The following is a 15,183-nucleotide window of genomic DNA, read 5'->3' as shown; positions in this document are numbered from 1 at the left end:
CCGAACAATTTTTCAGCCTCAGGCCCCGAGTGTTATCACTCGGGGCCTGAGGCATTTTTGCGTTCAGAACGTTTTGACGTTTTGACGCTTTTCAGGACCCCTTGACACCCTCCCCGCGGCCCGGCCGTGCCGAAGGGTAAGGTCGGGGGGTATCGTTCGCATATTTCCCACAGGAGGCCCCCGGGTGGAGGTCCAGGAGACGCGAGTTCAGACCGACCGCGTCCTCACCATCCCGAACATCCTCAGCATGGCGCGTCTGGTCGGCGTCCCTCTCTTCCTGTGGCTGATTCTTCAGGAGCACGACGGGTGGGCGCTGCTCGTCCTGGCCCTCAGCGGTGTCAGTGACTACCTCGACGGAAAGCTCGCCCGGCGCTGGAATCAGATCAGCAGCCTCGGCCGGCTGCTCGACCCGGCCGCCGACCGGCTCTACATCCTTTCCACGCTCTTCGGTCTGACGTGGCGTGAGATCCTTCCGCTCTGGATGACCGCCGCCCTGATCGCCCGCGAGGCGATGCTGCTGGTCATGGTGTGGATTCTGAGGCGTCACGGCTATCCGCCGCCGCAGGTGAACTTCCTCGGCAAGGCCGCGACCTTCAACCTGATGTACGCGTTCCCGTTGCTGCTTCTCAGTGACGGAGAGGGCTGGTTGCCGTCACTTGCCGCGATTTTCGGATGGGCGTTCGCCGGATGGGGTACAACCCTCTATTGGTGGGCAGGGATCCTCTATGTGGTCCAGGTCCGCCGCCTGGTCAAGGCGGACGCCACGGCCGACTGATCTCGCTGCAGACTCCCGGCCCTACTCCGGCCATCCCGGGCGTGAAGTCGGCATGACCGTCGTCTCTCAAGGAGGACGCTTCCGACATGAAGGCCGTCGTGATGGCCGGCGGTGAAGGCACTCGCCTTCGCCCCATGACCTCGAGCATGCCCAAGCCGCTCCTGCCGGTCGCCAACCGGCCGATCATGGAGCATGTGCTGCGACTGCTCAAACGGCACGGGCTCACCGAGACCGTGGTGACCGTGCAGTTCCTCGCCTCCCTCGTCAGGAACTACTTCGGGGACGGCGAGGAGCTCGGCATGGAGCTCACCTATGCCAATGAGGAAAAGCCACTCGGCACCGCGGGCAGCGTCAAGAACGCCGAGGAGGCGCTCAAGGACGATGCCTTCCTGGTGATCTCCGGAGACGCCCTCACCGATTTCGACCTGACCGACCTGATCCGTTTCCACAAGGAGAAGGGCGCACTGGTCACCGTCTGCCTCACGCGCGTTCCCAATCCCCTTGAATTCGGCATCACCATCGTCGACGAGAACGGCAAGGTGGATCGTTTCCTCGAGAAGCCCACCTGGGGCCAGGTCTTCTCCGACACGGTGAATACGGGCATCTACGTCATGGAGCCCGAGGTCTTCGACTACGTCGAGGCCGACGTCCCCGTCGACTGGTCCGGCGATGTCTTCCCGCAGCTGATGAAGGAGGGCAAGCCGGTCTACGGCTATATCGCCGAGGGCTACTGGGAGGACGTCGGCACCCACGAGAGCTACGTCAAGGCACAGGCCGATGTGCTCGAAGGCAGAGTCGACGTCGACATAGACGGTTTCGAGATCTCGCCCGGCGTCTGGGTCGCCGAAGGCGCCGAGGTCCACCCCGACGCGACCCTCCGCGGCCCGCTCTACATCGGCGACTACGCCAAGGTCGAAGCCGGCGCCGAGATCCGCGAGCACACCGTCGTCGGCTCCAACGTCGTCGTCAAGAGCGGAGCCTTCCTGCACAAGGCCGTCGTCCACGACAACGTCTACATCGGCCAGCAGAGCAACCTGCGCGGCTGTGTCATCGGCAAGAACACCGACATCATGCGCGCCGCCAGGATCGAGGACGGCGCGGTCATCGGCGACGAGTGCCTCGTCGGTGAGGAATCGATTATTCAGGGCAATGTCCGGGTCTATCCCTTCAAGACCATCGAGGCGGGCGCTTTCGTCAACACCTCGGTGATCTGGGAGTCCCGCGGTCAGGCCCATCTCTTCGGCGCGCGCGGAGTCTCCGGCGTCCTCAACGTGGAGATCACGCCCGAACTCGCGGTACGGCTCGCGGGCGCGTACGCCACGACGCTCAAGAAGGGCTCGACCGTCACCACGGCCCGTGACCACTCCCGTGGTGCGCGAGCGCTCAAGCGCGCCGTGATCTCCGCTCTGCAGGCCAGCGCCATAGACGTACGCGACCTGGAGAACGTGCCGCTGCCGGTGGCCCGCCAGCAGACGGCGCGCGGCAGTGCCGGCGGCATCATGATCCGTACGACACCGGGCGTCCCCGACTCCGTCGACATCATGTTCTTCGACGAGCGCGGCGCCGACCTCTCCCAGGCCGGACAGCGCAAGCTCGACCGCGTCTACGCCCGCCAGGAGTACCGGAGAGCCTTCCCCGGGGAGATCGGCGACCTCTCCTTCCCCTCCAGCGTCTACGACTCCTACGCAGGTTCGCTGCTGCGCTCCGTGGACACCAGTGGAGTCGCCGAGGCAGGGCTCAAGGTCGTGGTGGACGCGGCGCACGGCAGCGCCGGCCTCGTTCTGCCCAGCCTGCTCGGCCGGCTCGGTGTGGAGGCGTTCACCATCAACCCCGGGCTCGACGAGTCCCGCCCCACCGAGACCGCGGACGACCGCCGCTCCGGCCTGGTCCGGCTCGGGGAGATCGTGGCGTCGGCCCGCGCCGCGTTCGGCGTGCGGTTCGACCCGGTGGGCGAGCGGATCTCCCTCGTCGACGAGCGCGGCCGGATCGTGGAGGACGACCGGGCCCTGCTCGTCCTGCTCGACCTGGTGGCCGCCGAGCGGCGCAGCGGCAAGGTGGCGCTGCCGGTGACCACCACGCGCATCGCCGAGCAGGTGGCGGCGTACCACGGCACCCAGGTCGAGTGGACGACGACGTCGCCCGACGATCTGACCAGGGTCGGGCGTGCGGAGACCACGATCTTCGGCGGGGACGGGCGCGGCGGCTTCATCGTGCCGGAGTCCACCAGCGTCTTCGACGGTACTGCCGCATTCGTCCGCCTGATCGGCCTGGTGGCGCGCACTCAGCTCACGCTCAGCCAGATAGACGCGCGCATCCCCCGTGCCCACGTGCTCCGCCGCGACCTGCCGACCCCGTGGGCGGTCAAGGGGCTCGTGATGCGGTCCGTGGTCGAGGCGGCCGGGGACCGGCACGTGGACACGACCGACGGAGTGCGGGTCGTCGAGGCCGACGGACGCTGGGTCATGGTGCTGCCCGACCCGGCCGAGGCAGTGACCCACCTGTGGGCCGAGGGGCCTGACGACGCCTCGGCGCAGGCCCTGCTCGACGAGTGGTCGGCGGTCGTGGACGGCGCCGGGCGCTGAGCGCGGACGCCGGGTCAGGACCCGGCGGGCGTCGTCTCCTTGGAGCCGGACCGGTGCCGGAGTGATCCTGCGCCCGGCGCGCCGGTGGGGCCATTGGGAGACGACGCCCCCGACGTGCGACGATGTGCGGCATGTCGCAGCAGCCCCCCGTTCGGAGCACGGCCCCGCCGGCTCCGCGCCCCGATGCCTCCATGTCGCTGCTGACCAACGTGATGGACCACAGCCTCGACGACGGTTACGCGGAGGCCGCGGCCAGACGGAAGGCGGAGGGCGGCAGCAAGCTGCCGAGCCCGCTGCGCGCGAAGCTGGGTCTCGCCGCGGCCCTGCTGCTCGCCGCGGTGGTGGTGACGCTGGGGGCGGCGCAGGCGCAGATATCGGCACCGACGCTGGCCAAGGAGCGCCAGCAGCTCATCGACCGCATCGAGCGGGAGACCTCGGCGGCCGACACTCTGCAGAAGAACGTCGACACCCTGCGGGATGCCGTCGGCAGCAAGCAGCGCGACGTCCTGGAGAAGCACGGCGGGGACAAGGCCGACCTGGTGGCGCTGCTCGCCGGCGCGACCGCCGTGCAGGGCCCCGGGGTCAAGCTCGTCGTGGACGACGCCAAGCAGACGAAGCAGAGCGGTGGCGGCGGTCCGCGCGAGAGCACCGGCTTCTCCGATACGGGCCGGGTGCGCGACCGCGACATGCAGCGCATCGTCAACGGTCTGTGGCAGTCCGGGGCGGAGGCCGTCTCGGTCAACGGACAGCGGCTGACGTCGCTGTCGGCGATCAGGGCCGCCGGTGACGCCATACTGGTGGACAACAGGCCGCTGGTGCCGCCGTACACGGTGCTCGCGATCGGTGACGGGCAGAAGTTCGCCAATGCCTTCCAGCGCAGCGTCGACGGGCAGTATCTGCGTGTTCTGCAGCAGAACTACGGGGTCCGCTACAGCATTTCCGCTCAGGGAGAGGTCCGGCTGCCCGCCGCGCCGAGCCTGATCGTACGTACCGCACAGCCGCAGGGGGGTGGCGCGTCCGAGCGCGCCACCGACACAGGGAAGGGCACATCGTGATCGCCGTATTGGGCCTCGTCGTGGGAGTCGTGGTCGGACTTGTCGTCCGTCCCGTGGTGCCGACGGTGGTCGAGCCCTACCTTCCCATCGCCGTCGTGGCGGCCCTCGACGCGGTGTTCGGCGGCCTCCGGGCGATGCTGGACGGGATCTTCGACGACAAGGTGTTCGTCGTGTCCTTCCTGTCCAACGTGGTCGTGGCGGCACTGATCGTCTTCCTGGGTGACAAGCTCGGCGTGGGGGCTCAGCTGTCCACCGGCGTCGTGGTCGTCCTCGGTATCCGCATCTTCTCCAACGCGGCCGCGATTCGCCGGCACGTCTTCCGGGCGTGAGGCCGATGAGCACCGACGACAACACGCCCGACGAGCCGGGATCCGCCTCCGCGGAGGAGCCGAAGGGACCGAAGGGCCCGAAGAGTCCGAAGGATCCGAAGAAGGGCATTCCGGCCGGAGAGCCGGCGAAGTCCGGTACGGACGGCGCGGCCGACGAGCCCGGCGCGGCCGACGAGCCCGGCAAGGCTGTCGGCGAACCCGGCAAGGGCCGCAAGCCGGAGAAGTCCGCAGAGTCCGCAGAGTCCGCGGAGTCCGCGCCGGAGTCCGCTCCGGATGCCGAGCCTGTTCCCGGACCCGGGGGCGGCGCAACCGGACCCGAGCCCGAAGCCGTCTCCGGGTCCGACGGGACCGGTGGGGGCCCCGCTCCCGCGTCCGTTCCCGCGTCCGCTCCGCGTACCGCCGCCGAGCCCGTGACGGGCCGTCAGCGTCTGGCCAAGGCCTTCTGGCCGCCGCGGCTGACGCGGGCACAGCTCACCGTCGCGGTGCTGCTGTGCGTCCTCGGGCTGGGCCTGGCCATCCAGGTCCGGTCGACCAGTGACAACAGCGCGCTGCGCGGTGCCCGGCAGGAGGACCTCGTACGGATCCTGGACGAGCTGGACAACCGCACGAAGCGGCTGGAGGACGAGAAGCGGCGGCTGGAGAACCAGCGCACCGAGCTGGAGAGCAGCTCCAACCAGGCCGCGGAGGCCCGCAAGCAGACCACGCAGAAGGAGCAGCAGCTGGCGGTGCTCGCGGGCACGGTGGGGGCGCAGGGGCCGGGCATCGAGCTCACGGTGAGCGACCCCAAGAGCGCCGTCGAGGCAGACAAGCTGCTGGACACCATCCAGGAGCTGCGGGCCGCGGGTGCGGAGGCCATCCAGATCAATGACGTCCGGATCGTCGCCGGCACCTATTTTTCGGGCGCGGCGGGGAAGGTGGAGATCGACGGCAAGAAGGTCTCGCAGCCTTACCGGTTCAAGGTGATCGGCAAGCCGCAGGATCTGGAGCCCGCGCTCAACATCCCCGGCGGTGTGGTGCAGACGCTGGAGAAGGAGCAGGCGGGCGTCACGGTCCAGCGGTCTGAGAAGATCATTGTGGACGCCTTGCGCCCGGCGAAGCGGCCTGACTACGCTCGGTCGTCATCGCAGTGAGGCGGGCGGTCATGCAGGCTTCAAAGGGAGGCCATGAGGTTGCGGGGGGTCGGCGCACCAAGTCGAGGGTGCGTGGTGGAAACTGTCTGTTGACCACGGACGTTGTATGGATGTCCAGGTCGGATGGTGTGTGCATCGAGGTTTTGTCCTGCCCCACGGGCGGGTCTGTTTCGGTCAAGGGGAATCGCCCGTGAAGTTGTTTGCGAAGTTGTTCGGCAAGAGCGCACGCCAGGACGGTGGCAGCGCCCGCCACCGCGCGTCGCGTCCGGTGGAGGGCGGCGAGAGCCGGGAGGGCGCCCAGGAGGGGCGTCCGCTGTTCCGGGATCAGGTGGGAGCTCCGGGAGGAGACATTCCGGGCGGGTCGGCTGTTGACCCTGCCGCCACCGGGCGCATAGGTTTCGGGGCACCAGCGACCTCGAGTGCGCACGGAGGGTCTGCCTTGCCGGTATGTACGAGGTGCGGCCACCGGAACGCCGAGGCGAGCCGGTTCTGCTCCAATTGCGGTGCCCCGCTGCGGCCCGGTGCCGTCGCCGAGCGTGCCTCGGAGACCACCTCGACCATCTCCATCTCCGGTCTCGAGGCGTACGACTCCGAGACCACCGGCCAGACGCCGATCCCGTCGCTCTCCCCGGAGGCGCAGGCGGCCGTCGACGCCCTGCCGCTGGGTTCGGCGCTGCTGGTGGTCCGTCGCGGGCCGAATTCGGGCAGCCGCTTCCTGCTGGACGGCGAGCTGACCACGGCCGGCCGGCACCCGCAGAGCGACATCTTCCTGGACGACGTCACGGTCTCCCGCCGGCACGTGGAGTTCCGCAGAGGCCAGGACGGCAGCTTCACCGTTTCCGACGTCGGCAGCCTCAACGGTACGTACGTCAACCGTGAGCGGATCGACTCGGTGCCTCTGAACAGCGGCGACGAGGTCCAGATCGGCAAGTACCGGCTGGTCTTCTACGGCAGCCAGCGGGGCATCTGACCCCGTAAGGGAAGGGCCATGCTTCGAACACCGTCGGGCGGTACCGGGTCATCCGGTGCCGTCGGTGCGGAGGGACGGCTGGTGAGCATCGGCACGGTGCTCAACCTGCTGCGTGAGGAGTTCCCCGAGGTCACCATCTCCAAGATTCGTTTCCTGGAGGCGGAGGGCCTGGTGGAGCCGCAGCGCACGCCGTCCGGATACCGCAAATTCAGCACGGAGGACGTGGAGCGGCTCGGCTGTGTGCTGCGCATGCAGCGCGATCACTACCTTCCCTTGCGGGTCATCAAGGAGCACCTCGAAGCGCGGGCGCGGGGCGAGGCGCCGCAGCTGCCCGCCCCCGCGAAGCCCCGCGATGCCGCCCTCCTGGCCGCCGATGGACAGGAGGGCGGTCCGGTCGCCGCGCTCGGCGAGGCCGCCGTGCCCGCGGGTGCGGAGATCGGGGCCGCCGTGCCCTCTCCGGCCGCTCGGATCGGCCGGGAGGAGATGCTGAGTGCCACCGGTGTCACGGAGAGTGAGCTGGTGGAGTGGGAGTCGTACGGGCTGGTCACCGCCCACCCGGACGGCGGATTCGACGCCGATGCGGTGGCTGTGGCGCGCCTCGTCGCCGACCTGGGCCGTTTCGGTCTCGAGCCACGGCACCTTCGCGCCATGAAGGCCGCCGCCGACCGCCAGGCCGGCCTGGTCGAACAGGTGGTCGCACCACTGCGGCGGCACCGTAATCCGCAGACCAGGGCCCATGCCGAGGCCACCACGCGCGAGCTGGCCACGCTCTCCGTGCGCCTGCACGCGGCGCTCATGCAGGCCGCCCTGCACGCGGGCTCGCACTGACCGGCGAGTGCCCGACTACCCAAACCGGCCGGGCACGTCCTAGGGTTGCTGTGTGAACGAGCTCGATGTCGTGGGTGTCCGGGTGGAAATGCCCTCCAACCAGCCGATCGTGCTCCTGCGTGAAGTGGGAGGCGACCGCTACCTCCCGATCTGGATCGGACCGGGAGAGGCGACGGCCATTGCCTTTGCCCAGCAGGGCATGGCCCCGGCCCGCCCGCTGACCCACGACCTTTTCAAGGACGTGCTGGAAGCGGTCGGCCAGCAGCTCACGGAGGTCCGCATCACGGACCTGCGCGAGGGTGTGTTCTACGCGGAGCTCGTCTTCGCCAGCGGCGTGGAGGTCAGTGCCCGGCCGTCCGACGCCATAGCGCTTGCCCTGCGCACCGGCACGCCGATCTACGGCAGTGACGGGGTGCTGGACGACGCCGGGATCGCCATCCCGGACGAGCAGGAGGACGAGGTCGAGAAGTTCCGCGAGTTCCTCGACCAGATCTCGCCGGAGGACTTCGGCACCAGCAGTCAGTGAGCCGGCCGGAGCGCTCCGCGACGGTCCGCCGCGGCGCATTCGATTAGCCTTTCCCGGCACAGAGGCACGCAAAACCACTCTCTGGGTGATTATCACTCGGCGTGCCGAGTGTGGCGATCGTTGACGCACCCCGGGTGACTGCCTACCGTCGAGAAGGCAGGTCAAGGACGGAGGTCGGCGTGAGAAGCATGGGCGACGGGACGGCGGTCGGCAGTCCGTATCCGCTGTTCGGGGGAGCGGTCGAACAGGCCCCCCGTCATGCCACCCCGGTGGAGGTCACCGCACCGCGGGGTCCGGAGGCCGATCTGATCGGCTACCGCGGGCCGACGGCGTGTGCGGCGGCAGGCATCACCTACCGCCAGCTCGACTACTGGGCGCGCACGGGCCTGGTGGAGCCGAGCGTGCGGCCCGCGCACAGCTCGGGCACCCAGCGGCTCTACAGCTTCCGGGACGTGGTGGTCCTCAAGATCGTGAAGCGGCTGCTGGACACCGGGGTGTCCCTGCAGAACATCCGCACGGCCGTCCAGCACCTGCGCTCGCGCGGTATGGCCGACCTGCCCCGGATGACGCTGATGAGCGACGGCGCCACGGTGTACGAGTGCACCTCGCCCGACGAGGTCGTCGACCTCCTCCAGGGCGGGCAGGGCGTCTTCGGGATCGCTGTGGGCGTCGTGTGGCGCGATGTCGAGAGCGCGCTGTCCCAGCTGCACGGCGAGCGGGTGGACACCGGCGAGACACTGATCCGCCCCAACCCCTCCGACGAGCTGGCCCGCCGCCGCAACCGCGTCGGCTGACCGTCGGGCGGCACTCCGGCCGCCCTGCCCCGCCCCGGCTCGGCCGGCCCGGCTCACCCGCCGTGTGCCCGCCGTACACATCGGGGCATGTCAGGCATGCCGGGGCGCATCGGCGTCATTGTCAGTGGCATGCGGCAGCATCGGTGTCGTGAGAGGTGCGCCGACCATCCTGCATCTGGACATGGATGCTTTCTACGCTGCGGCCGAGCAGGCGGCCAAGCCCAGCCTGCGCGGGAAGCCCGTCGTGGTGGGCGGGATCGGCCCGCGCGGCGTGGTGGCCACCGCGTCGTACGAGGCGAGGGTCTTCGGCGTCCACTCCGCGATGGCCACGGCCCAGGCCCGCAGGCTGTGCCCCAACGCCGCCTATCTCACTCCGCGGTTCTCGCTCTACCGCGAGGTCAGCGAAGTGGTCATGGGCCTGCTCGGCGCGCTGTCGCCGCTGGTGGAGCCGCTGAGCCTCGACGAGGCGTTCGTGGATCTGGAGGCCGGCGGCGTCGAGCCGACCTCGGCGGCCGTGCGGGCCGTGGGGGAGCGCCTGCGGCGGGACATCCGCGCGGCCACGGGCCTCAGCGGCTCGGTGGGCCTCGCCGCCTCCAAGATGCTCGCGAAGATCGCCTCCGAGGAGGCCAAGCCCGACGGCCTGGTGCTCATCGAGCCGGGCACCGAGCTGGAGCTGCTGGGCCCCATGTCCGTGCGCGCCATCCCGGGCGTCGGCCCGGCCACCGCGGAGACGCTGCGCCGGGCCGGCATCACGACCGTCTCGGAGACGGCGGAGGCGGGCGAGGCGGAGCTCGTACGGCTTCTGGGCAAGGCCCACGGCGCGGGCCTGCACGCTCTGGCCACCGGGCATGACGACCGCCCCGTCGTCGCCGAGCGCGACGCCAAGTCCGTGTCCGTGGAGGACACCTTCGAGGAGGACCTGACCGACCGGTCGCGGGTGCAGCTGGAGATCGCCCGGCTCGCCGAGCGGTGCGTGCAGCGGTTGCGGGCCGCCGGCCGGTCCGGGCGCACCGTCGTCATCAAGGTGCGCAGTTACGACTTCTCGACGCTGACCCGCTCGGAGACGCTGCGCGGGCCGACGGACGACCCCGCGGTGGTCAAGGAGGCGGCGGCCCGGCTGATCGACGGCGTCGACACCACGGCCGGGGTCCGGCTGCTCGGCGTCGGGGTCAGCGGGCTCGCCGACTACACCCAGGAGGATCTCTTCGCCCAGGCTGCGAGCGAGGCTGCGGCCGCCGCCGTCTCGGCGCGTGCGGGTGGTGCGGGTGGTGCGGCGGAGGCGCCGCAGGGCTCGGGAGGGGCACAGGGGGAGGCTGCGGGCGCGGGCGCAGTGGACAGGCCGCGGCGCTGGCTGCCGGGCCTGGACGTGCGGCATGCCGAGTACGGGGCGGGGTGGGTGCAGGGGAGCGGGGTCGGCCGGGTCACGGTGCGCTTCGAACAGCCCTGGTCGGAGCCGGGCCGGGTGCGGACGTTCGCGGTCGACGACCCCGCGCTGGAACCGGGGGAGCCGCTGCCGCTCGTACGGCGTGAGCCGGAGGCGGATCAGCAGGCTGATCCGCCGGAACCTCGCGGTTCGGCGGACGCCGGCCCGGGTCCCGGCCCTGCCCCGGATCCGGCCCCGGGCCCGGATTCCGGCTCCGGCCCGGATCCCGGCCCCGGTCCTGGTTCTGGTCCTGGCCACGGTCCCGGGCCCGCCCCGGATCCCGGGCCCGGATCCGGCCCTGCCATCGGTCCCGACCCTGGCTCCGGCCCGGATCTCGCCGTCGGCCCTGGCCCTGGCCCCGGCCTCGGCCCTCATCCTGGCCCCGGCTACGGCCCCGGCCCCGGCCCCGGCCTTGGCCCCGGCCCCGATCCCGCCGCCGAGCCCGGACCCGGGTCGGATCCCGTCGTCGGGCCCGACCCCGGGATGTCCAGTCGGTAGTGGTGGTAGAGCTGCAGCTCCTGTTCCGGGGACAGGTGGCGGCCGACGCCGAAGTCGGGGGCCTCCTTGATCAGTGCCCGGTCGTACGCCGTGCGCAGGCTCTGGCCGACGACCTCGCTGGTCGCCAGGGGGACGAAGGTGTCCCGCCGGAAGAAGCCCGTGCGCACGGCCGCCCACAGGGCTTCCCCCGTGGCGTCGTCGAGATAGACCTCGTCCACCGTGCCGATCTTCGCCCCGTCGCGGTCGAAGACCTTCCATCCGATCAGGCTCCGGGGATCGATGTCGCTCTGCACGGTTCCTCCCTGTATCGGCACCTCCCCCCACGTAAAAACACAAAGCGAGAAGCGGCCACTCGGGAGATCCGGCGGGAAAGCCGCGCTGGTAGGCTGGCGAATGGCCGCAGAATCCGTGCGGGAGAGTCCTCCGGAAGCCCACCCAGCGGGGCGGAGCGGAGGCGCCGAAGGAGCAAATCCTCCCCGGAATCTCTCAGGCACCCGTACCGCATGGACGAGGTCACTCTGGAAAGCAGGGCGGGCCCGGTCAGCCAAGCGCCGAAGCCCCTCCTCACCGACGGTGAAAGCCGGGCCGTGCGCTGCGGTCCGGTGAAGCTCTCAGGTTGAGATGACAGAGGGGGAGGCCGTCCGGGTACCCGCGCCGTGGTACCCCTCGCAGGTCGCAACGACCAGGAGGCCTCCGCAGATGACTGCCCACCGCATCGCCCTTTCCGACCTGGAGCGGGACACCCCGTTCGAGCGCCGCCACATAGGCCCCGACGGCGAGGCCCAGGCCAAGATGCTCGCCCAGGTCGGCTTCGGCTCGCTGGACGAGCTCACCGCCGCCGCCGTGCCGGAAGTGATCAAGAGCGTGGGCGCGCTGGCCCTGCCGGAGGCCCGCAGCGAGGCCGAGGTGCTCGCCGAACTGCGGACGCTCGCCGACCGCAACCAGGTCCTCGCCCCGATGATCGGCCTCGGCTACCACGGCACGTTCACCCCGCCGGTGATCCTGCGCAACGTCATGGAGAACCCCGCCTGGTACACGGCCTACACGCCGTACCAGCCGGAGATCTCCCAGGGCCGCCTGGAGGCCCTGCTCAACTTCCAGACGGTCGTCGCCGATCTCACCGGGCTGCCCACCTCCGGCGCCTCCCTCCTCGACGAGGGCACCGCCGCCGCCGAGGCCATGGCCCTGTCCCGCCGCGTCGGCAAGGTCAAGAAGGGCGTCTTCCTCATCGACGCCGACACCCTGCCGCAGACGATCGCCGTGATCGAGACGCGCGCCGAGCCGACCGGTGTCGAGGTCGTCGTCGCCGATCTGAGCGCGGGCATCCCGGACGAGATCGCCGAGCGCGGTGTCTTCGGCGTCCTCCTGCAGTACCCCGGTGCCTCCGGCGCGGTGCGCGATCTGCGCCCGGTCATCGAGCGGGCCCACGAGCTCGGCGCGATCGTCACCGTCGCCGCCGACCTGCTCGCCCTGACCCTGCTGACCTCGCCCGGCGAGCTCGGCGCGGACATCGCGGTCGGCACCACCCAGCGCTTCGGCGTCCCCATGGGCTTCGGCGGCCCGCACGCCGGGTTCATGGCCGTGCGCGAGCAGTTCGCCCGCAGCCTCCCCGGCCGCCTCGTCGGCGTCTCCGTCGACGCCGACGGCAACAAGGCCTACCGCCTGGCCCTGCAGACCCGTGAGCAGCACATCCGCCGCGAGAAGGCCACCAGCAACATCTGCACCGCCCAGGTGCTCCTCGCCGTCATGGCCGGCATGTACGCCGTCTACCACGGCCCCGAGGGCCTGGCCGCCATCGCCCGTCGCACCCACCGCTACGCCGCGATCCTCGCCGAGGGCCTGCGCGCCGGGGGCGTCGAGCTCGTGCACGGCGCCTACTTCGACACCCTGACCGCGCGCGTCCCCGGCCGGGCCGCCGAGGTCGTCGAGGCCGCCCGCGAGCGCGGCGTCAACCTGCGCCTGACCGACGCCGACCACGTCGGCATCGCCTGCGACGAGACCACCACCCGCGCCCACCTGGACTCCGTCTGGGCCGCGTTCGGGGTGGCCGGCGACGTCGAGGCGCTCGACGCGGTGGCCGCCGAGGCCCTCCCCGAGTCCCTCCAGCGCACCGCGGACTACCTCACGCACCCGGTCTTCCACGAGCACCGCTCCGAGACGGCCATGCTGCGCTACCTGCGCCGCCTCGCCGACCGGGACTACGCCCTGGACCGCGGCATGATCCCGCTCGGCTCCTGCACCATGAAGCTCAACGCCACGACCGAGATGGAGCCGGTCACCTGGCCCGAGTTCGGCGCGCTGCACCCCTTCGCGCCGGTCGAGCAGGCCGAGGGCTATGTCACGCTCATCACGGAGCTGGAGGAGCGGCTCGCCGCGGTCACCGGCTACGACAAGGTCTCCATCCAGCCGAACGCCGGGTCCCAGGGCGAGCTCGCGGGCCTCCTGGCCGTCCGCGCCTACCACCGCGCCAACGGCGACGAGCAGCGCACGGTCTGTCTGATCCCGTCCTCCGCGCACGGCACCAACGCCGCCAGCGCCGTGATGGCCGGCATGAAGGTCGTCGTGGTCAAGACCGCCGACGACGGCGAGGTCGACATCCAGGACCTGCGCGCCAAGATCGAGCAGTACCGCGACGAGCTTTCCGTGCTGATGATCACCTACCCGTCGACGCACGGTGTCTTCGAGGAGCACGTCGCCGACATCTGCGCGGCCGTGCACGAGGCGGGCGGCCAGGTCTACGTGGACGGCGCCAACCTCAACGCTCTGGTGGGCCTGGCGGAGCCGGGCAAGTTCGGCGGCGACGTCTCGCACCTGAACCTGCACAAGACCTTCTGCATCCCGCACGGCGGCGGCGGTCCCGGCGTCGGCCCGGTCGCCGTCCGCGCGCACCTCGCGCCGTACCTCCCCAACCACCCGCTGCAGCCCACCGCCGGCCCGGCGACGGGCGTCGGCCCGATCTCCGCCGCGCCGTGGGGCTCCGCCGGCATCCTGCCGATCTCCTGGGCGTACGTCCGGCTGATGGGCGGCGAGGGCCTCAAGCGCGCCACGCAGGTGGCGGTGCTCGGCGCCAACTACATCGCCAAGCGCCTGGAGCCGCACTACCCCGTGCTCTACACCGGCCCGAACGGCCTGGTGGCCCACGAGTGCATCGTCGACCTGCGGCCGCTGACCAAGGCGACCGGCGTGAGCGTCGACGACGTCGCCAAGCGGCTCATCGACTACGGCTTCCACGCGCCGACGATGTCCTTCCCGGTGGCCGGCACCCTGATGATCGAGCCCACGGAGAGCGAGGACATCACCGAGCTGGACCGCTTCTGCGAGGCGATGATCGCGATCCGCGCCGAGATCGAGAAGGTCGGCTCGGGGGAGTGGAGCAAGGACGACAACCCGCTGCGCCACGCCCCGCACACCGCCGCGTCCGTGGCGGGCGCTTGGGAGCACCCCTACAGCCGTGAGGAGGCCGTCTTCCCCACCGGGGTCTCGGCCGCCGACAAGTACTGGCCGCCGGTGCGCCGCGTCGACGGTGCGTACGGCGACCGCAACCTCGTGTGCTCCTGCCCGCCGCTGGAGGACTACGACGGCTGACGCAGCCGTGGGCCTCGGGTGAGGCCCGGCACAAGTCGGGGCCGGTTCGGCGATCTCGCCGGGCCGGCCCCTGTGCGTGCGGGTGGTGCGGGTGGTGCGGTGTCGCTGTGGTGCGGTGTGCGTGAGCGCTGTACTGCTCTGGTGCTGTGTGCGGTGGCGCGAGAGCTCAGGCGGCAGTCACCACGTTCCCCGTGTCCAGCGGCCGGTGCGGTGCGATGATCTGGCCGTCCGGCAGCAGCTCACCGGTGTCCTCGAAGTGCAGGACTCCGTTGCACAGCAGACTCCAGCCCTGCTCGGGGTGGTGCGCCACGAGATGCGCGGCTTCCCGGTCGGCGGAGTCGGCTGAGGGGCACGTGGGCTGGTGCTGGCACATGGGAGGGTTCTTTCGCTGTGATGTGGTGGCTGTCCTGCGGCTCGATTCGGTGTTCATGCCGCCCCCCGTTGGCGAATCGGTTGGTCGATACCAGTGTTGCCCCACGGGCGTGATTCCGCAGGGATTTCCCGGCAGCGCTCCTCACTCGTTGGAGACGCATCACCCATGCGGGCGGTTGCTTCCAACATGACTGCCCGGCCGGGTGGTTACCGGTGGTCGGAGTGGGCTAGTCCGGGAGGGTGAGCACATGTGTGCGCCCCGCGGCGGGGAGCCGCGGGGCGCAGGGGAAGAAAGCAGGGTGTCAGACCGCCGGAA

13 protein-coding genes and 1 riboswitch are annotated in these 15,183 nt (G+C 70.7%); of the genes, 11 read left to right on the top strand and 2 right to left on the bottom strand.

All coding sequences use genetic code 11. From position 1 onward, the window contains the following. The first annotated feature begins 184 nt into the window (after positions 1-184). The 10 genes from clsA to IE241_RS30180 all read left to right on the top strand — a co-directional run bounded on the left by clsA (position 185) and on the right by IE241_RS30180 (position 10,910). On the top strand, positions 185-775 hold the full coding sequence (clsA, locus tag IE241_RS30225) for a cardiolipin synthase ClsA (RefSeq protein WP_190025032.1): 591 nt from the start codon (positions 185-187) through the stop codon (positions 773-775). 86 nt (positions 776-861) lie between these two features. Then, complete coding sequence (locus IE241_RS30220) at positions 862-3,357, top strand: mannose-1-phosphate guanyltransferase (RefSeq protein WP_190025031.1); 2,496 nt, start codon at positions 862-864, stop codon at positions 3,355-3,357. Between the two features lie 131 nt (positions 3,358-3,488). Beyond that, the gene (locus tag IE241_RS30215) at positions 3,489-4,412 is read left to right on the top strand and encodes a DUF881 domain-containing protein (protein WP_190025030.1); all 924 of its coding nucleotides are present in this window, start codon (positions 3,489-3,491) and stop codon (positions 4,410-4,412) included. Then, positions 4,409-4,741, top strand: coding sequence for a small basic family protein (locus IE241_RS30210; protein ID WP_030364457.1), 333 nt, complete (start codon positions 4,409-4,411; stop codon positions 4,739-4,741). The genes IE241_RS30215 and IE241_RS30210 overlap by 4 nt, the downstream gene beginning before the upstream one ends. A 5-nt stretch (positions 4,742-4,746) precedes the next feature. Next, complete coding sequence (locus IE241_RS34465; RefSeq protein ID WP_229900043.1) at positions 4,747-5,871, top strand: DUF881 domain-containing protein; 1,125 nt, start codon at positions 4,747-4,749, stop codon at positions 5,869-5,871. A 106-nt stretch (positions 5,872-5,977) separates the two neighbouring features. Next, a complete protein-coding gene (locus IE241_RS30200; RefSeq protein ID WP_190025029.1) occupies positions 5,978-6,841 on the top strand; it encodes a double zinc ribbon and FHA domain-containing protein in 864 nt (287 codons plus the stop codon). Positions 6,842-6,859: 18 nt separating this feature from the next. Further along, positions 6,860-7,669, top strand: coding sequence for a transcriptional regulator FtsR (ftsR, locus tag IE241_RS30195; RefSeq protein ID WP_190025028.1), 810 nt, complete (start codon positions 6,860-6,862; stop codon positions 7,667-7,669). A 52-nt stretch (positions 7,670-7,721) separates the two neighbouring features. Next, on the top strand, positions 7,722-8,195 hold the full coding sequence (locus IE241_RS30190) for a bifunctional nuclease family protein (protein WP_014058684.1): 474 nt from the start codon (positions 7,722-7,724) through the stop codon (positions 8,193-8,195). 188 nt (positions 8,196-8,383) lie between these two features. Beyond that, positions 8,384-8,989, top strand: coding sequence for a MerR family transcriptional regulator (locus tag IE241_RS30185; protein WP_373300804.1), 606 nt, complete (start codon positions 8,384-8,386; stop codon positions 8,987-8,989). Between the two features lie 148 nt (positions 8,990-9,137). Further along, on the top strand, positions 9,138-10,910 hold the full coding sequence (locus IE241_RS30180) for a DNA polymerase IV (RefSeq protein ID WP_229900041.1): 1,773 nt from the start codon (positions 9,138-9,140) through the stop codon (positions 10,908-10,910). Here IE241_RS30180 and IE241_RS30175 read toward each other — a convergent pair. Then, positions 10,799-11,203 carry a PRC-barrel domain-containing protein gene (locus IE241_RS30175; RefSeq protein WP_190025026.1) on the bottom strand — a complete coding sequence of 135 codons (405 nt, stop codon included), beginning with the start codon at positions 11,201-11,203 and terminating at the stop codon, positions 10,799-10,801. The two genes, IE241_RS30180 and IE241_RS30175, sit on opposite strands and share 112 nt — an antisense overlap. A 108-nt stretch (positions 11,204-11,311) precedes the next feature. After that, positions 11,312-11,422, top strand: a riboswitch (glycine riboswitch). Between the two features lie 187 nt (positions 11,423-11,609). Between IE241_RS30175 and gcvP the strand changes: the two genes are divergently transcribed. Then, positions 11,610-14,495 carry an aminomethyl-transferring glycine dehydrogenase gene (gene gcvP / locus IE241_RS30170; RefSeq protein WP_190025025.1) on the top strand — a complete coding sequence of 962 codons (2,886 nt, stop codon included), beginning with the start codon at positions 11,610-11,612 and terminating at the stop codon, positions 14,493-14,495. A gap of 166 nt (positions 14,496-14,661) precedes the next feature. On the opposite strand, the gene IE241_RS30165 is transcribed toward gcvP, so the two are convergent. After that, positions 14,662-14,868, bottom strand: a complete 207-nt coding sequence (locus IE241_RS30165) for a DUF5999 family protein (RefSeq protein WP_058041342.1) — start codon at positions 14,866-14,868, stop codon at positions 14,662-14,664. Between the last annotated feature and the right edge of the window lie 315 nt (positions 14,869-15,183).

This window comes from Streptomyces hiroshimensis, assembly GCF_014650335.1.
In the GTDB taxonomy this organism is placed as follows: domain Bacteria; phylum Actinomycetota; class Actinomycetes; order Streptomycetales; family Streptomycetaceae; genus Streptomyces; species Streptomyces hiroshimensis.
This window is presented reverse-complemented; position numbering and strand designations above follow the sequence as displayed.